This is a genomic window from Shewanella sp. 4t3-1-2LB (assembly GCF_017368415.1).
Lineage (GTDB): Bacteria > Pseudomonadota > Gammaproteobacteria > Enterobacterales > Shewanellaceae > Shewanella > Shewanella fodinae.
The window spans coordinates 94782-120920 of the sequence record NZ_JAFNJD010000003.1; the positions used below are offsets into that span (position 1 = coordinate 94782).

Consider the following 26139-nt stretch of genomic DNA (forward strand, 5'->3'; position numbering starts at 1 on the left):
AGATAGATGGTTCAGCGCCGTCTGCCGCCGGATATAAAATCCGCCCCAAATACAGATGGACACGAGCTGGCATTATCCAATAAATCAAAAAGTTTGTCTTTAAAAGAATCTAGGAGAGCTCATGGAGTTTAGCGTAAAGAGCGGCAGTCCGGAGAAACAGCGTTCCGCCTGTATCGTGGTTGGCGTTTACGAACCACGCCGTTTGTCCGGTATTGCTGAGCAGCTGGACAAAATTAGCGGGGGCTATATCAGTAATCTGTTACGGCGAGGGGATCTGGAAGGCAAAACCGGCCAGATGCTGCTGTTGCACCACGTTGACAACGTCCTGAGTGAGCGAGTACTGCTGGTTGGCTGTGGCAAAGAAAGAGAACTTGATGAACGCCAATACAAACAGATTATTGCCAAAACCATCAATACTCTCAACGAAACTGGTTCGATGGAAGCGGTATGTTTCTTAACTGAACTTCACGTCAAAGGACGCGACACCTACTGGAAAGTGCGTCAGGCAGTGGAGACAACTAACGCGGCACTATACAGTTTTGACGCACTGAAGAGCCGCAAAGGCGAAGCCCGTCGGCCGTTGCGTAAGTTAGTGTTTAACGTCCCTACTCGCCGCGAACTCACAGTGGGGGAACGGGCGATCACTCACGGTTTGGGGGTTTCTGCTGGTATAGAACTCTGCCGCAATGTGGCCAACATGCCGCCTAATATCTGCAACGCCGCCTATCTTGCTTCTCAGGCCAAACAGCTTGCTGAAGTGCATCACAATCTAAAAGTCTCCACTATTGGTGAAGAACAGATGGCACAGTTAGGCATGAATGCCTATCTGGCAGTAGGTCGCGGCAGTGCGAATGAATCGATCATGACCATCATGGAATATCGGGGTGCCGTGGATAATACGGCCAAGCCAGTGGTGTTGGTCGGCAAAGGGCTGACGTTTGACTCTGGTGGTATCTCCCTTAAACCTGGCGAAGCCATGGATGAGATGAAATACGACATGGGAGGCGCTGCTGGGGTTTTGGGTACCATGAAGGCTATTTGCGAGCTACAACTGCCCATCAATGTCATTGGTGTTCTGGCAGGTTGCGAGAATATGCCATCAGGTAACGCCTATCGTCCTGGCGATATTCTCACAACCATGAGTGGTCAAACGGTAGAAGTACTCAATACCGATGCCGAAGGCCGTTTGGTATTGTGTGATGCACTCACCTATGTGGAACGTTTTGATCCTGAATTGGTTATCGATACCGCGACTTTGACCGGTGCCTGTGTGATTGCTCTGGGCAAACACGCATCAGGACTGTTCTCCAGCCATAATCCGTTGGCCCATGAAATATTGAATGCTGGAGAACAAGCTGGCGATCGCGCTTGGCGCTTGCCATTATGGGATGAGTATCAGGAACAGCTAGACAGCCCATTTGCCGATATGGCCAACATTGGCGGTCGTCCAGCAGGCTCAATCACCGCCGCCTGTTTTCTGTCACGTTTCACTAAGAAATATAACTGGGCTCATCTGGATATCGCGGGCACCGCCTGGACCAGTGGGGCGAACAAAGGCGCTACCGGACGCCCGGTACCAATGTTGACACAGTTTATTATCAACCGTTCTGGCGTAGAACAGGGCGAGTAATCTAGTTGATACTCATCAAAAAGCGAAGCTTAAAGCTTCGCTTTTTGTTTTTTAGCTGATTATGGCGGTGATCCGTCGTAAATGGTGATAAAGCTGCAATGTTCCGGCAGCAACGAAGATGTTTGCGCCGTAACGGTTAGCTTATCCGCTTGCCGCTCACCGGCCCACGTAGACACTGGCACGCGCACCAGTTTAAAAAGCATCTGCGTATTCTGGGTTGATAGCGTGCCGTTGCCTTGTGCATTTAGACTGTAATTGCCTTTGAGCAAGGGATATTCATCCCCTCTATCGAGGGTGAAATTGTGAGTATCGGCATCGGTTTGCAGCACCATATATTGACCAGCACAATTATCAGTCTGCATGACTACGGGCATATTGATACTAAATGATGAAGGCAGATACAGCCCCACATTGTAGCCATTATAAAAGTGTTGTGCCGTCTGCATCGATATCACATCAACCGTAGCGTATCCCTGCTGCTGTATAGCACGCACAATGCCATTGATATAAGCGTCATCAAACAGCAATGGACTCTTAATCAGCAATGGCTGCGTTAATTTATAGGGTGGTGCCACATTGATGACAGTAACGTCATAGCCCTGCTGTTGTAATTGCTGTTGGAGCGCATCGATCTTGGCTGGAATGACCTGAGCACGTGACAAAAACACCTGCTGACTGCTGCATCCGCATAGCAGGCAAAGCCATAATGCCTGCCGCATTTTATTCAAAATCACTAGGGTGCAACGAGACATAAACATGCAAAATTCCATCGATTTTCGTATCTTAACAAACCAGATACAGCGCTAATTGACCTTGATGAGTAACATCCATCTAAAAATATAATTTAAATAAAAACAATAAATTAATCAAAAATCAAAGAAGCTCCTGCCCCCCAACCTCATACTTTGTTACTAAATCTTCACTGGACGCCGCCGAGTGAAACAAGTAACGTGCTGCCGTTATAACAGATTGTCCTGAATCGAGATGTTACGTCGAATATTACCGCAAAACAAAAAGTGGCTATGGTTGCTACTAGGCGTTTGGCTGACTGTATTGCAGTCGGTTGCGGTCGTGCATTCGGCGGAACATGGGTTGGTTCATGAACATTCCCACTGTCTACTCTGTAACTTCAGTAACCACCCAAGCAGTGGACCGGCAGCAATACTGCCAGTGGCCGCGACTCAGTCGTTGGTTATTAAAGTAACCAGGCCGTTATACATCCAGCCTGCCTTACCTTGGTTACGCACACTTTCGGCCCGCGCCCCCCCATCTCTGTCCTGATAATTCGTAAAAAATCTATCTATTTTATTGCTTATCAAAAAGGACAGGCATAATGAAACTCGCAGTTTTATTTGTAGCACTGGCGTCTGCTGGTGTGACTTCTGCTGCATTTGCAGCACAATTACAAGGTAAAGTGACTGACAACCAAGGCAATCTGGTGGCCAATGCACTGGTTAGTGTTGATGGTGGAAACCAAGTGACAACCGATGCCCAAGGGCAATATCGGCTACAAGTGGCAGACAACAGTCATTTACATCTGCATATCAGTAGTGACAAATTCAAACACAGTGAGCAAGACCTCAAAGTCAGTAGCGGCACTATCACTCAGAATTTCACCTTAAGCGCGAGCCAGATAGAAAACATTGTGGTTACCGCCTCACCTTTAGGGCGCTCCGCACTGGAAAGTACAACGCCAGTTACCGTGCTTAGCGATGACCAACTAAAACTCAATACCGAACCAACATTAGGCGATACGCTGGATAAATTGCCTGGCGTTCAGGCCTCTCACTTTGGTGCGGGAGCCAGTCGTCCAATCATCCGCGGCATGGATGGTCCCCGAGTAAAAATCCTCGAAAATGGTTTGTCTGTCGGTGACGCGTCTACCGTCTCGGCTGACCACGCGGTAACTGCCGAAGCCGCGTCAGCACAGCAGATTGAAATTCTGCGTGGCCCAGGCACGTTGCTTTATGGCAATGGTGCCATCGGTGGGGTAGTCAACGTGGTAGATAAGCGCCTGCACGAACAGCCGGTAGATAGTTTTAACGGCGAAGTAGGCGCTCGTTACGATACTGCTAACGATGGCAAGACCCTGAATGCTGACCTAAACGGCGGTAATGGTCAGTTTAACTGGCATCTTGACGGTACTCGACGCCGCACCGATTCTTATGACATTCCAGGCAACGCCATTGCCGAAGATGCGGCGACCCATGGCACGGTCGATAACAGCCAACTAAAGCTGGATGAATATGCCGGTGGTGTGGGTTATACCGGTGATAACGGCTTTATCGGTGTTTCCGGTGTTCGTACTGAGTCTAACTATGGCATTCCAGGCCGTGGAGAAGAAGGTGCGCCCGATATCACTATCGATCTCAAGAAAACAGCCTGGCAGTTGCATGGCGGTTTATTAAACCCATTTGCGGGTTTCTCTAAAGTGCGTCTGGATGCCGGATACACCGACTATCAACATGCCGAAGAGGAAGATGGCGATGCTGATACCTTCTTCTATAACAAACAGACAGAAGCCAGGCTGACGCTCAATAACACGCCTTGGGGCGAATGGCAGGGTGCCATGGGCCTGCACTTTATCCACCGTGACTTTTCGGTGCAAGGAGCTGAACAGCTAACCCCCAATAGCAATACCGATACGGTCGCCGCTTTTATCATGCAGGAACGCAAAGTGAATGATTTCCGCTTTGAACTGGGTGGACGCATTGAGAGTTATCGCCTCAAACCTGAAGCCATGACACTGGATACGCTGGCTGGGGAAGAGGCGTATCAACCGCAGAAATTGAGCGATGTGAATGGTACTTTATCAGCAGGCGTAGTATGGGACTTCGACCCGTCTTATAACTTGAGTGTGGCACTGACTCGGGCGGAACGTTCAGCAACGGCCGAAGAGCTTTATAGCTATGGTCCCCACGATGCGACCCAGAGCTTTGAATTGGGTTCGGAATTCCGGGTAGAAAACGGCCAGATTGTGGTTAATGCCGGTAACGCAGATAAGGAGATTGCCAATAACCTCGACCTGACGCTGCGCAAACTCGATGGCAGTTGGACTGGCTCTTTAAGCATGGCCTATAACCGAGTAAATAACTTCTTCTATGAAGCCAATACCGGCCTCATTGCATCAGATCTGGTGAATAGCGATGAAGAAGGCGATCTACCGGTTTATCAGTATGCTCAAGGTGATGCCGAACTTTACTCACTGGAAGCACAAGCTAAGATCCCATTCAACGACCTATGGTCACTAGATCTGTTTAGCGATTACACTCGCGGTAAATTGGTAGACGGTGGCAATCTGCCAAGGATCTCGCCATTACGATTTGGCTCAACCTTGAATTTCGATCTGGATCAGTGGCATGCGGATGTCGGCATGATTGCTTATTCCCGTCAGAATGATGTTGCAGACAATGAAACAGAAACTGCAGGCTACACCCTCGTCAACGCTTCTGTGACCTATCGTTTGTTCAGTGATAATGGCGACATGTTGTTATACCTGAAAGGAACCAACCTTACCGATCAGGAAGCGCGGCCGCATACCTCACTGTTGAAAGATTACGCACCATTGATGGGACGCAATCTGATGCTGGGTGTCAGTTACTCGTTCTAAAAACATTTGACCAGTTGAGTAAGGGATCGTCAAAAAGCGAAGCCATTTGGCTTCGCTTTTTTATTAAATGCCGCTAATCATTGAACCTTTTACATACTCGCGAAGGAAAACTATTGCATTATGGTGCAGGATTTGGCCCACTGTGATGCATCACAATGCAACATAAAAATACATTATTATAACATTCAATCAGTTAATCTCTGGCATGGTTAATGCTGATGCCAACTGATAACAACTACCACAAGGAGAGAATTCAATGGCAGACAGCGACAAAACTAACACGCAGCGACGGCAATTTCTAAAGTTTTCCGGTATGTTAATGGGTGGCGCAGCCGTCAGTGGTCTGAGCCAACCGCTACTGGCAAAAACGCAACTTAGCCCAACATTCACGCCACCCAGTGCTGATAATCCCATCCGCATCAATTTCAATGAAAATCCGCTGGGGATGTCGCCTAAGGCTCAGGCTGTTGCCAAAGAAACCATAGCCATATCCAATCGTTACCCGATGAAAGAAATGTTTGAGCTGCGTAAGCAATTGGCAGATCAATATAGCATGCCAGAGACTGCGGTAATCCTCACATTGGGGGCGACCGAGGGCATCCGCGTGGTAATAGAAGCACTGGCCGCAGCCAATGTACAGTTAGTTGCACCAGAACTGACCTTCAGCGCCGCTGAAGATTATGCCCGCAGCAATGGCATGAAAATTACTCGGGTGCCAATGACCAAAACATGGGATATCGATTTAGCCGCCATGAAAAAAGCTGTGGCTGACTATAAAGGGCCGTCAGTGGTATATCTGGTCAATCCGAATAACCCGACAGGAGCCATCTGTAAAGCGGCAGAAGTGGAAGCGTGGATCAACAGTAAACCCGCAAATACGCTTTTCATGATGGATGAGGCTTATGCCGAATTTGCTGATGATCCGAACTTTCGCTCGGTTGCCCCGTTGCTCAAAGCGGGTGCTGACAATGTGATTCTGCTGAAAACTTTTTCTAAGTTATTCGCCATGGCCGGGATGCGTGTAGGCTATGCGGTGGCCACCCCGGCATTGATTGCCAAGCTGCAACCGAAAATCGGTGATAACCTGCTAAATTACTGTGGGATTAAGGCTGCCATGGTGTCATTGAAAGATGAAGCCTTCATCAAATACAGCCGAGCTAGTAACGATACCTCGCGCAAAATTCTGCTTCAGGCATTGAATGCACTGAACATTTCCTATGTGCCTTCCAACACTAATTTCATTTTCCACAAGCTCAACGTTCCTCTGAAAGAATATCAGGAACATATGAAACAGGCCGGGATCCTAGTAGGCCGAGCATTTCCACCAGCAGATGACTATTGCCGGGTGTCGTTAGGGACACCGGAAGAGATGACTTATGTTGCCAAGGTGATGCTGGAGTTTGGCAAAAAAGGCTGGATTTAAGCGGTTATCAATAGACAAAAGCCAGTGCAATGCACTGGCTTTTCTTTAAGTATCAGCTATTAAGGTCTTGGAAGAATTTCTTCACGCCATCAAACCAGCCTTCGGCCTTGGGACTGTGCTTGCCGCCACCACTGAGGGTGTCTTCAAACTCACGCAGCAGTTCCTTCTGGCGTTCGGACAGATTTACTGGGGTTTCCATCACTACCTTACATAACAAGTCACCCACAGCATGGCTACGCACGGACTTCACGCCTTTACCACGTAAACGGAACATGCGCCCGGTCTGCGTTTCTGGCGGGATCTTCAGGCTGACCTTTCCTTCAAGCGTTGGCACTTCGACTTCACCGCCCAGTGCTGCTTTGGCAAAGGAAATCGGCACTTCACAGTACAGATTATTGCCATCACGCACAAAAATCGGATGCTCGCGCACCGTTACCTGTACATACAGGTCGCCCGCTGGCGCGCCGAATTCGCCGGCTTCGCCCTCGCCCGCTAGACGGATGCGGTCGCCGGTATCCACCCCGGCCGGGATTTTGACCGACAGGGTTTTGCTTTTCTCCATGCGGCCGTCGCCATGACATTTGCTGCAAGGCTCCTTGATAATCTTACCGCGCCCATGACATGTCGGGCAGGTTTGCTGTACGGCAAAGAAACCCTGACGCATCTGCACCTGACCACTGCCATGACAAGTACCACAGGTGGTCGCTGAAGTACCTTTTTTGGCACCTGAGCCACCACAAAGATCACAAGTCGCTAGGGTCGGGATCCTTAACTCTCGGTTTACACCGCGAACCGCTTCTTCCAGTGACAATTCGAGGTTATAGCGCAGGTCGGAACCACGGGCGGGTTGTCTATGTCCACCACGACGACCACCGCCGAAGATATCCCCGAAGACATCACCGAAAATATCGCTGAAATCTGCACCATTACCCCCACCAAAACCACCTGCACCACGGCTGGGATCAACCCCAGCATGACCGAACTGGTCATAAGCGGCACGTTTGTCGGCATCGGTCAGAATTTCATAGGCTTCTTTGACTTCTTTGAATTTGGCTTCGGCTTCTTTATCGCCGGGATTGCGGTCCGGATGATATTTCATCGCTAGGCGTTTATAGGCCTTTTTGATGTCCCGTTCGCTGGCATCCCGGGCGACGTCCAATACTTCGTAATAATCTCGCTTTGACATAATCTCTCACGCGTTCTTGGCTGGAGCAGAACGAGCGGGCGTTAGGGTCACCCCATAACGCCCGCCTAATTAATCAGGGAAGATGGCCTGATTATTTCTTGTCGTCTTTAACCTCTTCAAATTCAGCATCGACGACATCATCGGCAGTAGCGTTGCTGTTGTTACCCTGATGGGCTGACTCAGCACCACCCTGAGCATGTTGCGCTTGGGCCTGAGCCACTTCTACCAGTTTGGCAGACGCTTCAATCAGTTCCTGAGTCGCCTTTTCAATCGCTTCTTTATCACTGCCTTTTACTGCAGTTTCTACCTTGCTGATGGCAGCATCGATTTTTGCTTTATCGTCACTGCTCAGGGCTTCACCCGCTTCAGTTACCTGTTTCTTGGTAGCATGCACCAGACCATCGGCCTGGTTACGGGCACTGACCAGTTCTTCAAACTTCTTGTCATCTTCTGCGTGAGCTTCAGCATCACGTACCATTTTTTCCACTTCGTCGTCAGACAGACCAGAAGAAGCTTTAATGGTGATGGCCTGTTTCTTACCGGTTTTCTTATCGGTAGCAGACACATTCAGAATACCATCGGCGTCGATATCAAAAGTCACTTCAATCTGTGGCATGCCACGTGGTGACGGTTCAATACCTTCCAGGTTGAACTGACCCAGAGACTTGTTGGCACTGGCCTGTTTACGTTCACCCTGCAACACATGGATAGTCACAGCGTTTTGGTTATCTTCGGCAGTTGAGAACACCTGCTGCGCCTTGGTAGGAATAGTGGTGTTTTTCTCAATCAGCTTGGTCATTACCTGACCCATGGTTTCGATACCCAAAGACAGCGGTGTTACGTCCAGCAGCAGTACGTCTTTCACGTCACCGGCTAACACCCCACCCTGAATTGCCGCACCAACCGCTACCGCTTCGTCAGGGTTCACATCTTTACGTGGTTCTTTACCAAAGAAGTCAGCCACGGCTTTCTGCACTTTAGGCATACGTGTCTGACCGCCCACTAAGATCACTTCGTTGATATCAGACACTGACAAGCCAGCATCAGACAATGCCACTTTCACAGGTTCCAGTGAACGGGTGATCAGGTCATCTACTAGCGATTCCAGTTTAGCGCGGGTGATTTTTACCACCAAGTGCTTAGGACCGGTAGCATCTGCAGTGATATAGGGCAGATTGACTTCAGTTTGAGTGGTGCTAGACAACTCAATTTTCGCTTTTTCAGCAGCTTCTTTCAGACGCTGCATCGCCAGCGGGTCATTGCGCAGGTCAATGCCCTGCTCTTTCTTGAATTCGTCAGCCAGATAGTTAATCAAGCGGTTATCGAAATCTTCACCACCCAAGTGGGTATCGCCGTTGGTTGCCAGCACTTCAAACGTCTGATCGCCGTCATTGCTGTCAATTTCGATAACAGAGATATCGAAAGTACCACCACCGAGGTCGAACACGGCAATCACGTTATCGCCCTGTTTTTTGTCGATACCATAGGCCAATGCGGCGGCTGTGGGTTCGTTGATAATACGTTTAACTTCCAGACCGGCGATACGGCCAGCGTCTTTAGTCGCCTGACGCTGAGAATCGTTGAAGTAAGCAGGCACGGTAATGACCGCTTCGGTCACTGGTTCACCGAGGAAATCTTCTGCTGTTTTCTTCATTTTCTTCAGCACTTCGGCTGACACCTGTGGTGGTGCCATTTTCTTGCCACGGCTTTCTACCCATGCATCGCCGTTGTCGGCTTTGATGATCTTGAACGGCATGATGCTGACATCACGCTGTACTTCGTCATCAGTGAAACGACGTCCAATCAAACGCTTAATCGCGAAGAAGGTATTCGCTGGGTTGGTCACTGCCTGACGTTTGGCCGGCTGACCTACCAGGGTCTCATCTTCGGTATAAGCAATGATTGAAGGAGTGGTGCGATCGCCTTCAGCATTTTCCAAAACCCGAGGCTTGCCACCTTCAAGTACGGCAACACAAGAGTTAGTTGTGCCTAAGTCGATACCAATAATTTTACCCATGAGGTCCTCCGAAAAATCTTTTCTTTCGAACTAAAATAATCATCTGCTATGGATCTGGGGGCAAAGTTGTTGATTTCAAGGCCTTTGCCAAACTACCCAAATCGCGCCTTAACCCCTATATAGGGGCGCAATTCTGCTTTACAAGGGTTCAGTTAAAAAAATTGATCTTAAACGCAACCTTTTTCATAAAGTGCCGCTAAAATACGCGCTGCTTACCGCTGAACCACAGCCGTGGTCCGGCTTTTATCCCTGTTTTACTGAGTTGAGTAGACATAATTGAAAACATCCTCACTGGCGTTTGCCTACGGTCTGGGTGCAGTTCTGCTGTGGTCCACAGTCGCAACTGCGTTTAAAATTGCCCTGACTTTTTTTACGCCGCTACAGTTGGTATTTGTTGCGACGATTGTGTCTTCACTCTGCTTATTATTAATTCTTGGACGACAGCGTAAGCTGCCATTATTGTGGCAACAGTTTCGTGCCAGACCACTGCTGTATCTGCAGACAGGCCTGTTAAGCCCGTTTCTTTACTATCAGGTATTGTTTAAAGCCTACGATATATTGCCAGCACAACAGGCGTTGTCGCTGAACTACACTTGGGGGATTTTGCTGCCGTTGTTATCGGTGCCTATGTTGAGTCAGAAACTGCGCGCTTCCGACATTGTTGCGGCTGTCGTTGCCTATACGGGGGTACTGTTCATCGCGACCGAGGGCAATATCACCGCCATGCATTTTGAAAATCCGTTGGGGATTGGGCTGTGTTTTACCGGCACACTGCTGTGGTGTCTGTACTGGATAGTCAATACCAAGGATAAAGGTGACCCAGTGGTCAGCCTGCTGTTGAGTTTTCTGGTAGCATTGCCTTGTATCACGTTGATGTTGGTATTCACCCAGTCATTACCGCAACTCAGCGTTAAAGCCGTGTTGGCAGGCACCTATGTGGGGTTGTTTGAAATGGGCATAACCTTTGTGCTGTGGTTAATGGCGCTTAAAACGGCGACGCGTACCGCCAGCATCAGTAATTTAGTGTTTTTGTCACCGGTATTGTCGATGTGTTTTATTGCTGTGATCTTGGGTGAGACCATCCTGCCATCAACCCTTGCCGGGCTCGGTCTGATCATCCTAGCGTTATTGCTGCAACAACTACTGCCACATTTGGGCAACCACCGCCGACCACGGTTCCGGCGGACACTGTGACAGGCAACATCTGTTTTTAATTGGTTTAGGAGGTCAGTGTGACACCTGCAATCGATCTTGCCAATAAAGCCAAGATTAACTTCAGCGTCCACGAATATCATCACGATAAGAATGCTGCATCTTATGGGGAAGAAGCCGCCAATGCGTTGGGATTGAACCCGGATCAGGTGTTTAAAACCCTGCTGGTCAGCAGCGATGAAAAGAGTGCGCCAATGGCTGTGGCGCTGGTGCCGGTAAATCATCATTTGAGTCTGAAAGCCGCCGCTAAGGCGCTGAAACAGAAAAAACTGGTAATGGCGGATCCACAACTGGCGCAAAAATCATCAGGTTATCTGGTCGGCGGCATCAGTCCACTGGCGCAGAAAAAACAGCTGCCAACCCTTATCGATAGCAGTGCCAAGAATTTTACTGAAATCTATGTCAGCGCTGGCCGTCGTGGTCTGGAAATCTGTCTGGCACCAGAAGCGCTAGCGGCGTTATGTCGCGGCAGTTTTGCCGACATAAAAAGCGAATAACCCGTTGCATTCATAAATGACAAAGGCCCTTTTGCGGGCCTTTGTCAGGGTGTAATAACAGTTACCGCATTAACTGCGAGATGTGTAATCCCCGACCGCCAACCATTTATAGGTGGTTAAAGCTTCTAGCCCCATGGGACCACGCGCATGCAACTTCTGGGTGCTTACCGCAACCTCGGCCCCCAAACCAAACTGACCGCCATCGGTAAAGCGAGTGCTGGCATTAAGATACACCGCCGCCGAGTTCACTTCATTCATAAAGCGGGTCGCAGTGGTAATGTCATTGGTGAGAATGGCTTCTGAGTGACCACTGGAATATTGCCGAATATGGGCAATCGCTTCATCCAGATCCGCTACCACTTTTATGCCAAGTGTCAGTGACAGCCACTCAGTGCGATAGGTTGCATCACTGGCCGAGCGCACGTCATAAGCAGGCAACAGCTGCCGGGTGGTCTCACAACCGACGAGACTCACTCCTTCTGCTGACAAAGTAGCTGCTAGTTGCGGCAGATAATGTTCGGCAATCGCCTCATGCACCAATAAGGTGTCCAGCGCATTACACACGGTTGGCCGCTGTACTTTGGCATTGACTATCACTGACGTTGAACGCGATAGATCGGCCGCCTTATCCAGATATAAATGACAAATACCAATACCACCGAGGATCACCGGAATAGTTGCCTGCTCGGCACATAAGCGCTGCAACTTACTGCCCCCTCGAGGCACTATCATGTCGACGTATTGATCCAGTTTTAGCAATCCAGTGACCAGCGCTCTATCTGGATCATCGATAAGCTGCACCGCATCGGCAGGCAAACCGAACTTCGCAATTCCCGCACGGATAGCTTGCGCCAGCGCCAGATTAGAATTAACTGTCTCTTTGCCACCACGCAGGATCACCGCGTTACCGGTTTTCAGCGCCAGCACGGCAATATCCACTGTGACATTAGGCCGAGCTTCGTAAATCACCCCAATAACGCCTAGAGGTACAGTGCGGCGACACAAGCGGATACCGTTATCGAGCAAACGCGAATCGAACTCTCGACCAATCGGATCGGCTAACGCGATAACATTGCTAATATCGGCAATCACAGCCGCGAGACGTTTATTGTCCAGCAGTAGTCTGTCAATCATTGCCGCATCTAATCCTGCCGCTTTGGCCGCCGTAACATCTTTGGCATTCGCCGCCAGAATGTCATTGCTCGCCGATTGCAGCGAATCAGCAATCGCTTGAAGTAATTCTCGTTTATCAGCAGCGGTGAGATTTGCCAAGGCAAAACTTGCCTCTTTCGCCCGTTGCCCTAGCTGTTGCAGGTATGTTTCGCTCATAAAACCACCATATCGTTACGGTGTACGATTGCATCACCATGATCATAGCCCAGCAGCGGCTCAATATCGTCGGAATGTTTACCAGCAATGATACGCAGGGCAACGGCGCTGTAACGGCAGATACCACGGGCAATTTTATGCCCATCCTGATCCAGTAACTCCACCGTTGCGCCGCGCTCAAAATTGCCTTCGACGGCAATAATACCTTTGGACAGCAGACTCCGGCCCTTCTCTGATACCGCCTTCACTGCACCAGCATCCAGCAGCAACCGTCCCTTAGCCTTAGGCCCGGCAAGGATCCACTGCTTGCGGCTTTCGAGCGGATTTTCGGTGGGGCTGAAATGAGTCCCAACCGCTTGATGACTGCTTACTTTGATAATAACGTCAGGATGATGACCGGAAGCAATCACCACTTCTATGCCAGCGCGCCTAGCGATATCCGCCGCCTGTAGCTTGGTTGCCATGCCGCCGGTTCCCAGACCAGACACAGAATCACCGGCAATTTCCCGCAGATTATCATCAATATTTGCCACTTCGCTAATCAAGTGCGCCTCGGGGTGAGTACGCGGATCGGCATCAAACAAGCCTTTCTGATCAGTCAGCAGCAGCAACAGATCTGCATCACACAGCAAAGCCACCCGTGCCGACAGATTGTCATTGTCCCCCACTTTGATCTCATTAGTGGCAACCGCATCGTTTTCATTAATGATGGGGATAATATTCTGTGCCAGCAATGCCGTTAGCGCATCCCGAGCATTCAGATAGCGTTCGCGATCATGCAGGTCAGCACGGGTCAACAGCAGTTGCCCCACATGCAGCCCGTAAATACTGAATAATTGTGCCCACGCCAGGATCAGTTGGCTTTGACCAACTGCCGCCAATAACTGTTTATTGGCAATAGTATCGGGCAGTTCAGGATAAAGCAGATGTTCGCGTCCGGCGGCAATGGCCCCGGAAGTACATAACACAACTTCAACACCGCTACGCATCAAAGTTGCCATCTGTCTGGCTAACTCCACCATGTGTGCTTTATCGAGCTTTTTACTGCCAGAAGTTAGCACGCTGGTGCCCAGTTTTATCACTACCCGTTTGTAACGGGAGTTTGAAAGGTCCATCGTCTACTGTAAAAAAATGTTTCGGGGATTCATCTTATACCCAATCCCCGCCAAGATTCCTAGCAGCTGAGGGCAGGAAATCGCTGAAATCCCCATAAAAAAACCGCTAGAGCGGCGGCTTTCCCGATTATACAGTTCAGGCCCAGATAAATTTAGCGATAAATAACAACGCCAGCACGACCACGCCGACATTGAGATCCTTGAAACGACCGCAGAGCACTTTGATCGCCGCATAAGTAATGAAACCACAGGCAATGCCATTGGCAATGGAATAGGTGAACGGCATGATTAGCGCAGCGACTACCACAGGTGCAGCTTCTGTTAAATCTTCCCACTCCACATGCAGCAAGCTGGAGGTCATCAGGATCGCCACATAAAACAGCGTGCCCGCAGTGGCATATGCTGGAACCATGCCTGCCAGCGGTGAAATAAACAAGGCTGCAATAAACAGCAATCCCACCACGACCGCCGTCAGTCCGGTACGCCCCCCCGCACACACACCCGCGGTACTTTCAATATAACTGGTGGTGGTTGATGTCCCCAATGCCGCACCAGCAATGGTTGCCAGACTATCAGCGGTCAATGCCCGATTAAGCCTTGGTAACCGGCCATTTTGGTCTAGGAAGCCACCGCGATGCGCCACGGCCACTAAGGTACCGGAGGTATCGAATAAGTCGACAAACAGGAAAGCAAACACAATAGAGATCATGCTGACGTCCAGCACACCCGCCAGATCCATCTTCATAAAGGTAGGCGCAATCGATGGCGGCATAGAAACAATCCCGGAATACTTCACATCACCAAACAGCAGCCCAAGAATAGTCACGGCCAAGATACTCATGATTACCGCGGCTTTATAGCCACGATGCACAAAGGCGATGATCAGCAGAAAACCCAAAATCGCCATCACTGCATGGAAAGAGGTCAAGTCTCCCAGTCCAACTAACGTGGCGGGATTATCCACCACAATCCCAGCCCCGCGCAGACCAATCAACGCCAGAAACAGCCCGATGCCGGCAGCAATCCCCATGCGCAATGACATGGGAATCGAATTCACCACCCATTCACGAATGCGTACTAACGACAAAATCAGGAAGCAACAACCGGAGAGAAATACCGCACCTAGGGCGGTCTCCCAGCTATAGCCCATATCACCGACTACTGTATAGGTAAAAAAGGCATTCAGCCCCATTCCCGGTGCTAAGGCAATGGGGTAGTTCGCTAATAGTCCCATCACCAAACAACCGACAGCCGCCGCCAAACAGGTCGCCACAAAGACAGCGCCCTGATCCATGCCTGCGTTCGCCAGCATGCTGGGATTAACGAAAATAATATAGGCCATAGTCAGAAAGGTAGTGATACCTGCTAACACTTCCTGCTTAAGCGATGTCTGATGTTCTTTGAGTTTAAATAGTTTTTCCAGCATGGAACTGGGTTCCTTGATTATTATGTAGTGTAGGGCAAGATTTAATAACAGTTATTTAACAAAACTGCATTGGCAGCGGCAGATTATAAAAACTTTGCCTGAACCACACCAGACAAAATATGCCAAGGACAGACGGGAGTTATGCAATTGCCTAGCTGATCACAAAACCTCCAGCCGAGATTTTAGGCAAAAAAAACCTGCTCAGAAGAGCAGGCAGAAATACGTTAAACGCCCATAGACCTGGGAACTTTTGCACAAACAGACTGATTAGCCAAAGGATATACCCGGCTATGAAATCTGCATCAACAAGCAACCACGCATGTGGTCAAAGTAGCGAGGGGGATTGATGCAGAAAGATGGAGCCCTCCTGATCCCAGTCATACGATCAGCCGCAGTGGTTTAACAGAAAACCGTTAACACTGCAGAGTCTTATGCTGAATCCAGAAAAGATTGGGGACGCTTCCAGAACAACACCGCAGCAATAGCCACTCGACTCATCAGTCACAACATCATCGCTAGCAGCTAAAAATAATACATTTATGAAATTTAACTACAAGTTTTATGGCTAAATAATTTTGTTTTGAAAGTTTTTTGTATTTTAATTTCAAAAATACATAGTTCTATCGAGATAAAAAATCATCAAGGATTAATATATTATGTTTAACTTTATGAATTTATTGTATTTTTAACACTCACCACCAAATAACAAGTTAACAACATTAACAAACAGTACAATCACCATATCCCAGTCATCACTGGTAGATTGCCGCTGCATCGGTCGCTTCAATAAAATGTTAACATCAGTGCTCCTTAGCATGCTTTTTCTGAGCATTACAGCCCTTGCTGATGACAATTACCATGCAATATGGAAGCGTCAGATACAGGCACTTAACAACACATTATGGTAAACTTGTTGGCATTCATTACGCTGGCAATCCCAGCGTCGTTGTTCAGAAACATATTAAGTTCAGGAGTCTCACGTGTCCGATCTCAGCCAGTTAGCCCCCCAGCCTCTGTGGCAATGGTTTGAAAAGATTTGTAGCTTCCCACGCCCGTCAGGGCATGAAGCCGCACTCAGCCAGTTCATCCAAAACTGGGCCAGAGACAAACAGCTAGAGGTGATTGAAGAAGCTGTAGGTAATCTGATTATCCGCAAACCAGCCACTCCAGGTATGGAAAATCGTAAACCCGTGGTGATTCAGGCGCATATGGACATGGTGCCGCAGAAGAACGCCGATAAAACCCATGATTTTACCAAAGATCCCATCGAACCTTGGGTCGATGGTGAATGGGTCAAAGCACGTGGTACCACGCTCGGTGCCGACAACGGTATTGGTATGTGCTCAGCGCTAGCAATCTTGCAAAGTGATGATATTGCGCATGGGCCATTGGAAGTGTTGCTGACGGTGGATGAAGAATCAGGTATGACCGGCGCCTTTGGCTTACAGCCCGGCGTATTGCGTGGCGAAATCCTGATTAACACCGATTCAGAGCAAGAAGGCGAAATCTACATGGGCTGCGCTGGCGGTGTGGATGCAGCGTTAACGCTGCCATTATCCCATCAACCTGCCAGTAAAGACAGCCAGAGTTTTCGCTTGATGATCTCCGGTCTCAAAGGCGGCCATTCTGGGGTTAATATCCATCTCGGACGAGGTAATGCCAATAAATTACTGGCACGCTTCCTGTTTGAACAATCTACCAAGCTTGGTCTGCAATTAATTGATTTTCAGGGGGGTACGCTGCGCAACGCCATTCCTCGGGAAGCCGATGCGGGTATTAGCATTGCCGCTTCTCAAGTGGCGGCATTGCAGCAGGCGGTTAGCGACTATCAAGCCCTACTGCGCAGTGAATTTGCCATTGCCGATGCGGGTGTCAAACTCACCCTCACCGAAATACCTGCCACGGCTGAAGTGATGACAATGGCGAGTCAACAGCAGTTGTTGGCGCTGCTGAATGCCTGTCCCAATGGCGTCATCCGCATGAGTGATGAAGTGGAAGGCGTTACTGAAACCTCATTGAATCTTGGTGTAGTTTCCATAAAAGATCAAAAGGTTACCGTGCTGTGCTTAGTACGCTCACTGATTGATTCTGGCCGCGACTATGTGTGTGGGCAGTTATCAGCGCTGGCATCACTGGCAGGGGCAGAAGTCAAATTTAGTGGTGCTTATCCTGGCTGGAAACCCGACAATAGTTCACCGATCATGGCAATTGTGCGTGATACCTATCAGCATATCTACCATAAAGAACCGGTGATTATGGTGATCCATGCCGGTCTAGAGTGTGGACTGTTTAAAAAACCTTATCCAGACATGGATATGGTATCCATCGGCCCCACTATTCGCTTCCCTCATAGCCCCGATGAAATGGTTAATATCACGACCGTAGGCCAGTATTGGCAGCTATTGCTAGCAGTGTTGCAGCGGGTTCCTGAAAAAGTGTAAAAAATTAAGCCACCTCATGGTGGCTTTTTTATTGCTTTTGAAAAATGCTGCTACAATGATCTGGTCGTGATTTTTGTATCACCAAAAATGACACAATAGCTGCACGGACGCCTGCGACAGCCTTAATGCCGTATACCGTTGCAGACAGTCAGGTAACTGCCATACTGTTATCTCGCTGGCAACGGTAAATTAGGGCAGGCCTAGCCCCTTATCATCCACCACCCGGAATGTTGCCGATGTCCTTTAATCCATTTAAGAAATCACCAGACAACACACTAGTAAAACTCCAGCATGAACATCAAAAACTGCTCGCTGTGCTTAATTCCATAAAAAAGCATATGGCCTGTATCAGTTTTGCCCCGGATGGCACGATTATCGAAGCAAACGCATTGTTTGCCGATGTCAGCGGTTATGACATCGACAAGCTGCTACATATGAAACATAAAGACTTATGTTTTCCTGACTATGTAACCTCCCGTGACTATGGCGCGTTTTGGGAACGATTGCGTCAGGGAAAAGTATTCCGAGGCGTAGTACCTCGCCGCAGTGCTGCCGGAAAACAGCTATGGTTGCAATGCACCTATTTCCCTATTTTTGAAAATGACCAACTGACTACGGTGATGAAAGTTGCCGAAGATGTTACCGCTGATCATGACCATAATCTCAGCCAGCGGGCAGTGTCAGATGCGCTGGAAAAATCCCAAGCAATTATTGAATTTGACCCTCAGGGACAAATTCTGCATGCCAACAAAAATTTCCTTGAAGCGATGAATTACAATGCCAAGGAAATTGAAGGCAAGCATCATCGGATATTCTGTGAAGACGAGTTTTATCGTGAAAATCCGAGCTTCTGGCAAGATCTAGCTAAAGGCCAGTATAAGTCTGGATTATTTAAACGCCTGGATAAATACGGGAATGTGGTCTGGTTGGAGGCGTCATACAACCCGGTGCGGGATGCGTCAGGGAAGATCTACAAAGTGATTAAATTTGCCAGCAATATTACCGAACGCGTTAAGAAATCCGAAGCTATCCGCGAGGCTGCTAGTATTGCCCTGGATTCCGCCATCAGCACCACAGATAAAGTGCAACAGGCGTCAGGTCTGCTAGAGACAGTCACTCGCACCTCCAATGCCAATTTTGAACAGGTACAGAAAGCCACTAAAGCGATTGAAAAGCTGAACGAGCAGTCCCGCAATATTGAAGCCATAGTGTCCACCATCAGTGGTATCGCCGATCAGACTAACTTGCTGGCACTCAACGCCGCCATTGAAGCGGCTCGCGCCGGTGAACAAGGGCGAGGCTTTGCCGTGGTGGCAGATGAAGTGAGGCAATTGGCAGCACGCACCAGCACGTCCACTAAAGAGATCTCTGAAGTAGTAAAACAAAATGGCCTCTATACCGATGAAGCCACTAAAGGTATCTCTTCGGTTGCCACCGCAACTCAGCAAGGAAAGGAACAATTAGTCTTAGTAGAAGATGTCATGCAAGGGATTTTACAAGGTTCTCGCAATGTCGCGGATACGGTATCGGCGCTGACGACAGACAACCGCCGTTAATATTGAGTCTTATGCAAAAAAAGGGAGCAATGCTCCCTTTTTTATAGTCACCTAGGCCTTACACCGACATACACAGGTATTTCATCTCTAGGTATTCATCAATGCCATATTTAGAGCCTTCCCGCCCCAACCCAGAGGCTTTGATACCGCCAAACGGTGCCACCTCGTTGGAAATCAGTCCAGTGTTAATACCTACCATCCCGTATTCCAGCGCCTCAGCCACCCGCCAAACTCGTGACAGGTTGTTAGCGTAAAAATAAGCCGCCAATCCAAATTCGGTATCATTGGCCATAGCGACAACTTCAGCTTCATCATGAAAACGAAATAGTGGTGCTATTGGGCCGAAGGTTTCCTCATGAGCAACTTTCATCTGGCTGGTAACGTCTGTCAGTACCGCCGGTGTCATGAAGTTTCCGACTAACGGCTGCCCGCCACATAACAGTTTGGCACCTTTATCCAGCGCATCATGCAGGTGTGTCTGTACTTTTTCTAAGGCTTTGGCGTCAATCAGTGGGCCAATGACCACTCCGTCATCAACGCCTGCACCAACCTTCAGAGCCATCACTTTAGCAGCAAGTTTTTCAGCAAACGCCTCATAAACTTTCTCGTGAACATAAATGCGGTTGGCACATACGCAGGTTTGACCAGCATTGCGATATTTGGCAATCACCGCGCCCTCTACCGCAGCATCCAGATCCGCATCATCAAACACAATGAAGGGAGCATTTCCCCCGAGTTCCAGCGAAAGTTTTTTCAAGGTAGGTGCACACTGTGCCATCAGTTGCTTACCCACAGCAGTAGAACCGGTAAATGACAGCTTGCGGACGACGGGACTGTCACATAACACCTTGCCAATACTCTGCGCATCTCCAGTGACCACACTGAAGACGCCTGCGGGCACACCCGCTTCTTCTGCCAGTTGTGCCAGAGCCAACGCCGTTAATGGTGTTTGTAGCGCGGGTTTTAAGATCATGCAGCAACCAGCAGCCAAAGCCGGAGCCACTTTACGAGTAATCATTGCCGCCGGGAAATTCCACGGTGTAATTGCCGCGGTGACTCCTACTGGCTGCTTTAAGACTAACAGCCGTTTATCCGTTTGATGACCAGGAATGGTGTCGCCGTAAACCCGCTTGGCCTCCTCTGCAAACCACTCAATAAACGAAGCGGCGTAAGCCACTTCTCCACGAGCCTCAGCCAAGGGCTTCCCTTGCTCACTGGTCATCAGTAATGCCAGATCCTCAGTATGCTGAGTAATCAATGCAAACCAGCGGTGTAAAATAGTGGCACGCGCTTTAGCTGTCAGCGCCTGCCACTTGGCTAAGGCAGCTTGAGCCGCATCAATAGCACGTTGAGTCTCTGCGGCACCTAACATGGGGACATGAGCTAACAGTTCCCCATTAGCGGGATTAACAACGGCTTGTTGTTTGCCGTTGTCGGCGTCGCACCAGTGTCCATCAACGTAGGACTGCTGCTTCAGCAGTTGTGGATATTGCAGTTTCATATTAACTCCTCGCCCATTGACGATACGCCGCTTAACCTGCCCTAGATAGACACCAACAGCTTTGCATCGTCTTACCTGAGATAGTGGCACGTTAACATAAAGTGTGGCGCCAGCCCAAGGTAACCGTGGCAAGGAACATGTTATGCGGATGTGACGTGAGCAGCAGTAACTGGGGTTTTCTGTCGCTATATTCTTCGGGTATTCCGACTAACTGCATGCAAGGAGTCCAGTCATGGCTTATGCGCTGAAGATTCTATTTATCGCCATCGCCCTGTTCATTATCTACAAGCTGGTATTTGCTGGACGCCGGGGTTCTCGCACCCTGTTCGAAATGAAATTCAAACAAGGACGACTGGTGTCTCATTATGGCAAAATCCCAGAGAAATTTGCTCGAGAATGCCGCAATCTGGCGAAATCAGCCAAGCTGACCTGCATCATCCGCGCAGAACAGGTGAGCAATAAAGTGCAATTGCACGTATCTGCTAACGCCGGCGATCAGCATATCCAGCATTTACAGTCGTTGTTTCCACAGCAGTATTACACCCAGAATGCGCAATAACGCCAATTCAAGCAGCTAAACCTGCGGCCACGTTTGATGTGGCCGCGTTGTTATTCAGGCTTTTTTTAATACAGCCAACACCTTTAATGCGCGCTCTCTAGCGGCCTGATGATCCACTATCGGTGCTGGATAATCGCTGTTAAAAAGGTTTCTAGCGGGGTTAGGCCGATGCAGTTTCGCTAAAGGGGTTGAGGCCAATTCCGGGAGCCAATGGCGGATGAAACGGCCATCGGCATCAAACTTTTCGCTCTGGCTGATAGGATTAAAAATACGAAACCAGGGCTGGGCATCGCAGCCGGTGCCAGCCGACCATTGCCACCCACCATTATTGGCCGCCAAATCGCCGTCCAGCAGTTGCTGACGAAAATATTGTTCACCCCAGCGCCAATCCACCAACAGATGCTTACTGAGAAAACTGGCCACGATCATCCGCAACCGATTATGCATCCAGCCGCTACTGTTCAGTTGGCGCATGGCGGCATCAACAATAGGGTAGCCCGTTTTACCGGCGCACCATGCGGCAAACTCTTGGGGATGGTTACGCCAAATCACGTTATCGGCGAGTGGGTTGAAGTTGGCACCTTTGCTCAGGTGTGGAAATGCCACCAGCAAATGCCGATAAAATTCGCGCCATATTAGTTCCGTCAACCAGCTACGGCCAGGGCTGGTATCGTCATTAAGCACTTCAGGAAAGCGTGCCAACAACGCCGCGAAACACTGTCTGGGACTGATAACACCTAACGTCAGATAAGGTGACAGGCTGCTGGTCGCTGCTACAGCAGGAAAGTCCCGCAGTTGTTGGTAGTCACTCACACCATTATCGATAAACTGCTGCAAACGCCTCTGAGCTTCGCCTTCGCCAGCAGGCCAAGAACTTGTGTCGACATCATTGATTAGTGGTTGAAATAGCTGCTCTATCCTAGCCTGTGTTGTTTCAAGCTGAACATTATCTAATGCCGTGGCAATAGGTGTTGGTGCGGGTAATGGCACAATCGCAAAACACCTCGCCTGTTCACGCCAGCGCCGAGAAAAAGGCGTGAATACGCGGTACATATCACCGCTTTGGTTCAACACACTCAAGGGGGGTAACAAACAGTGCTCGTCAGTCAAGCGTAACGGCACGCCCACGTCCAACAGCTGTTGATCACGGCAGATTTCATTAAATTCCGGCTCCCGCCCCGCGTAAATCGCTATACCATGCTGCTGTAACAGTTGCAGCTGCCACAACGAGGCAATATCACGATAGCGAGCACACTGCCAGAGTTCAAACTCCACCCCTAGGCGTGCTAAAGCGCGGGCCAGCTCGTGGAGATGACGCCGAATAAAATCCAATTGTCTTGCCCCTACATCATGCAAGCGCCATTGTTCTGGGGTAACCAGATATACCGCTTTGACCTTAGCATTGACGGCACGAGCATGCTCACAGGCAGCTGTTAATGCTTGGTTGTCTGCCAGGCGCAAATCGTTTCGAAACCAGATAAAAACCGTTGGGTCTGGCTGGGGGTTATGCATTTTCAGCTCCGGTAAGTTGTTTGATCACGGCGCCAACATCATCATCGGCTTGCAGCAGATAAAAAGCGTTGGAATGCTCTAACAACAAAGGAGCAAACTCGCCCCCAAGTAGCAAAGGTTGTGATAATTTTTGCGCTAACTGCTCAAGTTGTAACACGGTTTTGCTATTACTGGAGGCGGCAGGCAACAGCACCACGGCACAGAATCGCGGCCGCTCACCCAGCAACAACAACTCATCCGCATCTGCAACTTCACCCAGCGCCTGTGGGTAGTATCCGCTTAGCACCAGCGACAAGGTGAGCAACCACTCACTCCACTGTGGCTGAGGCCCCAAGCGACACAACAACACACTCGCTGGTTTCTGTGTTAACAGCTTGGCGGTGCGCCAAGCTAACCACTGTTGTAACTGATGCTGCAACCAAGATGTCAGCAGTTGCCCGTCAATACGTGCGGCAAACTGCTGACTCAAGAGTGACAACCATTGTCCAAGATAACGCCTCAGCACAGGTAGCGGATACAGACTACTAGCTTCATCAAGGCGTTGCTGTAATGCCACTGCCTGCAGTTGCAAAGTTGCTTGAGTCAATCCTTGTAGCAATTGTGACCAATCATCGTCCGTTACGACATCAGACTCGGCTCGCCCTTCCAGCAGAGGCTTCACCTTGCTGATGGCGACCCCCCGTTCCAACCAACTGAGGATCTCAGCTATCTGCTGTACTTGCGCTTCAGTGTATAACCGGTGTCCTTTGGGGGTTCTAGCAGGGATCACCAGTCCAAAACGCCGTTGCCAGGCGCGCAGAGTAATCGGATTTACCCCCGTGCGTTTGGCCACTACGCCAATAGAAAGAAAAGCGGATGCATCAGTAGGCATAGCGTAACTTTAGCTCCTGAGGATGGGGATTGAGATAAACCTGCCGCGAGATATAGGGGCTGGGGAACTCTTGCAAGTAATGGTTAATCAGGGTTAACGGTACCAGCAGTGGTTTCAGACCGTTACGGTAATCCATAATTGCTTGGCTTAGTTCAGCTTTCTGCTGTTTACTGAGGGATTTCTTGAAGTAACCCTGAATATGCTGCAACGCACTGGTGTGATTATTACGACTGGCTTGATGCTTTAACGCCGCCATAAAGGTGACGAAATAACGTTCGGCCACCGCTGTCTCTGGCAAGCTGGCATCCGCCAGCAAAGGACCAAGCTCACGATACAACTTGGGGCAATGAGCCAACAGCAGGTATTTATAACGCGCATGGAAGTCGGTGAGTTTATGGCGACTAACACCTGACTGCTGCAGCATTTGCCAGTCATGATAGGCATAAACCCGGGTGAAGAAATTTTCCCGGATATGCAGATCGTTTAATCGCCCTTCTTCCTCTATCGGCAATTGTGGCCACTGTTGCTGTAAGGCAGCAGCCAGTACACCGACACCAGATTTACTGCCATTATTTGTTCCCGCCTTGTAAACCGTCACCCGTTCCATCCCACAGGTAGGCGATTTGGCACACAGGATGTAACCACTCAAAAAATCCAGCGTTGCGACCTTTTGTTGGCAATAACGCTGCAGTTCATCCGTAACATCCAGTTCACCCTTCACATTCTGAATGCGGATCTGCTCGGCAAATTGTACCTGTCGGATGCTCGGTCTAGGTGCACCTAGGCCAATCGCCATCTCAGGGCACACCGGTACAAACTGAAAATAGCGCGCTAACTCATTACTACAATATACCGAACGTTTATGACCGCCATCAAAACGTACTTTTTCCCCTAACAGGCAAGCACTGATACCCAGCCGTATATGTTGAACGTCAAATTTATACATCGCCCAAACTCCTGTATAACTTTATCGTGCAAGTAAGGCACAAAGTTATACGGAATTCAAATTTTGTATAAGTTTATTTTGGCATAAACCTTCATGCCACATCCCCCGACATCTATGGTCTTGGATGAACACATATACACGACATGGGCTTATGTTCTGTCGCGGCCAGTATAGTGGCTCTTAAGGCCTGTAGGCCTTTCCTGTTAAAACCACATTGAAAGGTCATCAAATTAACAATGGCAGTCAGCTCAAGTTGCTACAGGTATTTGGCTTTCAGGATATGAGACAAACCAGCGCAGCAACTCCAAGCTCCCGTTTCTCCGCCAAAAGAGCACTATTGGGATAATGGACGAAAGCGCTAATGCCTGAGCGCCCCTTTACATCCATTGATGTAGCAATGAGATGAGTCGTCCTGGTGGCGGTGATTTGCTGGCGGATGTTTCCACCTCAATACTGCCGGTCATGCCCGCTGCCAACACTAGGTTTTGCGGGAGCTGCTCAAACGCAATCCGCACCGGAATTCGCTGCGCCAAACGCACCCAACTAAAGCTAGGCTCCACGCTCGGCAGTCCTTGGGCATCGACTTGCTGGTTGGCGTCAGTGATGCCGTGTCCGATACTGACCACTCGCCCCGGCAGCATCTGCTCAATCCCCATTAATCGGATCTGCGCAGCAGCCCCAGGGTGAATACCATGCAGTTTAGTTTCTTCAAAATAGCCGGTAATCCAGAAACTATTAGCGTCTATCAGCGCAATATTTGGCTCGCCGGCCACGGCATAATCCCCTTTATTTAAGCGCAGGCGTGTAATGTATCCATCAACAGGGGCATGCAAGACAGTATGTCCCATATCCAGTTTTGCAATCGCCACCGCGACCTGGGCGCTGCGTTGTTGAGCTTGCGCGATGGCCATGTCCTGCGTGGCACGCTGAATATCCTCTGCTGACACAAAACCTTCCATGCGACGGCGTCGCCTAGCATCCTCGGTTTTTTGGCGTAACGACGCGTTGGCGGCAGCTAACTGCGCTTCCGCTTGAACCAACAATAGTTGAAAATGGGCGGGATCTATACGGTAGAGTACGTCGCCCTTTTTGACTAACTGATTATCAGAGACCGAAACATTCAATACTGTGCCAGACACTTCTGGCGCAATCCGCACGATCTGCGCACTCACGCGGCCATCGCGCGTCCAAGGGCTGAGGACGTATGCATCCCAAAGAGCGTTCAATAAAACGCCAGCGACAATAACCACTATCAATGTAACACCTGCGCGGACCACAGACTTTAATGGCAAAAAGCGAGCAACCATA

Annotated in this window: 19 protein-coding genes; 8 read left to right on the forward strand and 11 right to left on the reverse strand. The window is 49.5% G+C overall.

The features are described from left to right. Nucleotides 1-121: 121 nt before the first annotated feature. Nucleotides 122-1630, forward strand: a complete 1509-nt coding sequence (pepA, locus tag J3L11_RS02690; protein WP_189618071.1) for a leucyl aminopeptidase — start codon at nucleotides 122-124, stop codon at nucleotides 1628-1630. A gap of 59 nt (nucleotides 1631-1689) precedes the next feature. Here pepA and J3L11_RS02695 read toward each other — a convergent pair whose 3' ends face one another. Further along, the gene (locus J3L11_RS02695; protein ID WP_207569919.1) at nucleotides 1690-2388 is read right to left on the reverse strand and encodes a hypothetical protein; all 699 of its coding nucleotides are present in this window, start codon (nucleotides 2386-2388) and stop codon (nucleotides 1690-1692) included. Between the two features lie 575 nt (nucleotides 2389-2963). Here J3L11_RS02695 and J3L11_RS02700 point away from each other — a divergent pair. Together J3L11_RS02700 and J3L11_RS02705 are read left to right on the forward strand one after the other, a co-directional pair. After that, nucleotides 2964-5240: a TonB-dependent receptor gene (locus J3L11_RS02700; RefSeq protein ID WP_207569920.1), complete on the forward strand. Its 2277-nt coding sequence runs from the start codon at nucleotides 2964-2966 to the stop codon at nucleotides 5238-5240. A 256-nt stretch (nucleotides 5241-5496) separates the two neighbouring features. Further along, entirely contained in the window at nucleotides 5497-6663 is a 1167-nt protein-coding gene (locus tag J3L11_RS02705) for a histidinol-phosphate transaminase (RefSeq protein ID WP_133039574.1), read from the forward strand. Between the two features lie 52 nt (nucleotides 6664-6715). Here the strand turns inward: J3L11_RS02705 and dnaJ are convergent, their stop codons facing one another. Together dnaJ and dnaK are read right to left on the reverse strand one after the other, a co-directional pair. Continuing rightward, complete coding sequence (dnaJ, locus tag J3L11_RS02710; RefSeq protein ID WP_133039575.1) at nucleotides 6716-7849, reverse strand: molecular chaperone DnaJ; 1134 nt, start codon at nucleotides 7847-7849, stop codon at nucleotides 6716-6718. A gap of 91 nt (nucleotides 7850-7940) precedes the next feature. After that, complete coding sequence (gene dnaK, locus J3L11_RS02715) at nucleotides 7941-9866, reverse strand: molecular chaperone DnaK (protein WP_133039576.1); 1926 nt, start codon at nucleotides 9864-9866, stop codon at nucleotides 7941-7943. 276 nt (nucleotides 9867-10142) lie between these two features. Here dnaK and J3L11_RS02720 point away from each other — a divergent pair, with 276 nt between their 5' ends. Next, nucleotides 10143-11060 (forward strand): DMT family transporter, encoded by a 918-nt coding sequence (locus tag J3L11_RS02720; protein ID WP_133039577.1) that lies wholly within the window; start codon nucleotides 10143-10145, stop codon nucleotides 11058-11060. A 38-nt stretch (nucleotides 11061-11098) separates the two neighbouring features. Beyond that, a complete protein-coding gene (gene ybaK / locus J3L11_RS02725; RefSeq protein WP_189618067.1) occupies nucleotides 11099-11575 on the forward strand; it encodes a Cys-tRNA(Pro) deacylase in 477 nt (158 codons plus the stop codon). Nucleotides 11576-11644: 69 nt separating this feature from the next. Here the strand turns inward: ybaK and J3L11_RS02730 are convergent, their stop codons facing one another. The 3 genes from J3L11_RS02730 to J3L11_RS02740 form a co-directional block, all read right to left on the reverse strand. Further along, nucleotides 11645-12904 (reverse strand): glutamate-5-semialdehyde dehydrogenase, encoded by a 1260-nt coding sequence (locus tag J3L11_RS02730; RefSeq protein WP_207569921.1) that lies wholly within the window; start codon nucleotides 12902-12904, stop codon nucleotides 11645-11647. Further along, nucleotides 12901-14019 (reverse strand): glutamate 5-kinase, encoded by a 1119-nt coding sequence (gene proB / locus J3L11_RS02735; protein ID WP_207569922.1) that lies wholly within the window; start codon nucleotides 14017-14019, stop codon nucleotides 12901-12903. The genes J3L11_RS02730 and proB overlap by 4 nt, the downstream gene beginning before the upstream one ends. A gap of 136 nt (nucleotides 14020-14155) precedes the next feature. Further along, entirely contained in the window at nucleotides 14156-15445 is a 1290-nt protein-coding gene (locus J3L11_RS02740; RefSeq protein WP_133039581.1) for an NCS2 family permease, read from the reverse strand. Between the two features lie 980 nt (nucleotides 15446-16425). Between J3L11_RS02740 and J3L11_RS02745 the strand changes: the two genes are divergently transcribed. Together J3L11_RS02745 and J3L11_RS19510 are read left to right on the forward strand one after the other, a co-directional pair. Next, entirely contained in the window at nucleotides 16426-17886 is a 1461-nt protein-coding gene (locus J3L11_RS02745; RefSeq protein WP_189618065.1) for an aminoacyl-histidine dipeptidase, read from the forward strand. Between the two features lie 236 nt (nucleotides 17887-18122). Next, entirely contained in the window at nucleotides 18123-19442 is a 1320-nt protein-coding gene (locus J3L11_RS19510; RefSeq protein ID WP_278250706.1) for a PAS domain-containing methyl-accepting chemotaxis protein, read from the forward strand. Between the two features lie 58 nt (nucleotides 19443-19500). On the opposite strand, the gene gabD is transcribed toward J3L11_RS19510, so the two are convergent. Beyond that, nucleotides 19501-20943, reverse strand: a complete 1443-nt coding sequence (gene gabD / locus J3L11_RS02755) for an NADP-dependent succinate-semialdehyde dehydrogenase (RefSeq protein WP_207569923.1) — start codon at nucleotides 20941-20943, stop codon at nucleotides 19501-19503. 232 nt (nucleotides 20944-21175) lie between these two features. On the opposite strand from gabD, the gene J3L11_RS02760 reads away from it, so the two are divergent. Beyond that, entirely contained in the window at nucleotides 21176-21502 is a 327-nt protein-coding gene (locus tag J3L11_RS02760; protein WP_133039585.1) for a DUF3634 family protein, read from the forward strand. 54 nt (nucleotides 21503-21556) lie between these two features. Here J3L11_RS02760 and phrB read toward each other — a convergent pair whose 3' ends face one another. The 4 genes from phrB to J3L11_RS02780 form a co-directional block, all read right to left on the reverse strand. Then, nucleotides 21557-23014 (reverse strand): deoxyribodipyrimidine photo-lyase, encoded by a 1458-nt coding sequence (phrB, locus tag J3L11_RS02765; RefSeq protein ID WP_207569924.1) that lies wholly within the window; start codon nucleotides 23012-23014, stop codon nucleotides 21557-21559. After that, on the reverse strand, nucleotides 23007-23885 hold the full coding sequence (locus tag J3L11_RS02770) for a MerR family transcriptional regulator (RefSeq protein WP_207569925.1): 879 nt from the start codon (nucleotides 23883-23885) through the stop codon (nucleotides 23007-23009). The genes phrB and J3L11_RS02770 overlap by 8 nt, the downstream gene beginning before the upstream one ends. Next, the gene (locus J3L11_RS02775; RefSeq protein WP_207569926.1) at nucleotides 23875-24831 is read right to left on the reverse strand and encodes a DUF523 and DUF1722 domain-containing protein; all 957 of its coding nucleotides are present in this window, start codon (nucleotides 24829-24831) and stop codon (nucleotides 23875-23877) included. Before J3L11_RS02775 ends, J3L11_RS02770 begins: the two co-directional genes overlap by 11 nt. A 377-nt stretch (nucleotides 24832-25208) precedes the next feature. Then, nucleotides 25209-26138, reverse strand: a complete 930-nt coding sequence (locus tag J3L11_RS02780; protein WP_207569927.1) for an efflux RND transporter periplasmic adaptor subunit — start codon at nucleotides 26136-26138, stop codon at nucleotides 25209-25211. Nucleotide 26139: the final 1 nt, after the last annotated feature.

Bases quoted from the DNA above. Each gene is read 5' to 3' on its own strand.
- J3L11_RS02700 (WP_207569920.1), top strand. From the start codon at position 2,964: ATGAAACTCGCAGTTTTATTTGTAGCACTGGCGTCTGCTGGTGTGACT.
- J3L11_RS02760 (WP_133039585.1), top strand. From the start codon at position 21,176: ATGGCTTATGCGCTGAAGATTCTATTTATCGCCATCGCCCTGTTCATT.
- dnaJ (WP_133039575.1), bottom strand. From the start codon at position 7,849: ATGTCAAAGCGAGATTATTACGAAGTATTGGACGTCGCCCGGGATGCC.
- J3L11_RS02775 (WP_207569926.1), bottom strand. From the start codon at position 24,831: ATGTATAAATTTGACGTTCAACATATACGGCTGGGTATCAGTGCTTGC.
- gabD (WP_207569923.1), bottom strand. From the start codon at position 20,943: ATGAAACTGCAATATCCACAACTGCTGAAGCAGCAGTCCTACGTTGAT.
- dnaK (WP_133039576.1), bottom strand. From the start codon at position 9,866: ATGGGTAAAATTATTGGTATCGACTTAGGCACAACTAACTCTTGTGTT.
- J3L11_RS19510 (WP_278250706.1), top strand. From the start codon at position 18,123: ATGTCCTTTAATCCATTTAAGAAATCACCAGACAACACACTAGTAAAA.
- proB (WP_207569922.1), bottom strand. From the start codon at position 14,019: ATGGACCTTTCAAACTCCCGTTACAAACGGGTAGTGATAAAACTGGGC.
- J3L11_RS02695 (WP_207569919.1), bottom strand. From the start codon at position 2,388: ATGTTTATGTCTCGTTGCACCCTAGTGATTTTGAATAAAATGCGGCAG.
- pepA (WP_189618071.1), top strand. From the start codon at position 122: ATGGAGTTTAGCGTAAAGAGCGGCAGTCCGGAGAAACAGCGTTCCGCC.
- J3L11_RS02705 (WP_133039574.1), top strand. From the start codon at position 5,497: ATGGCAGACAGCGACAAAACTAACACGCAGCGACGGCAATTTCTAAAG.
- J3L11_RS02770 (WP_207569925.1), bottom strand. From the start codon at position 23,885: ATGCCTACTGATGCATCCGCTTTTCTTTCTATTGGCGTAGTGGCCAAA.
- J3L11_RS02730 (WP_207569921.1), bottom strand. From the start codon at position 12,904: ATGAGCGAAACATACCTGCAACAGCTAGGGCAACGGGCGAAAGAGGCA.
- J3L11_RS02740 (WP_133039581.1), bottom strand. From the start codon at position 15,445: ATGCTGGAAAAACTATTTAAACTCAAAGAACATCAGACATCGCTTAAG.
- J3L11_RS02780 (WP_207569927.1), bottom strand. From the start codon at position 26,138: ATGGTTGCTCGCTTTTTGCCATTAAAGTCTGTGGTCCGCGCAGGTGTT.
- phrB (WP_207569924.1), bottom strand. From the start codon at position 23,014: ATGCATAACCCCCAGCCAGACCCAACGGTTTTTATCTGGTTTCGAAAC.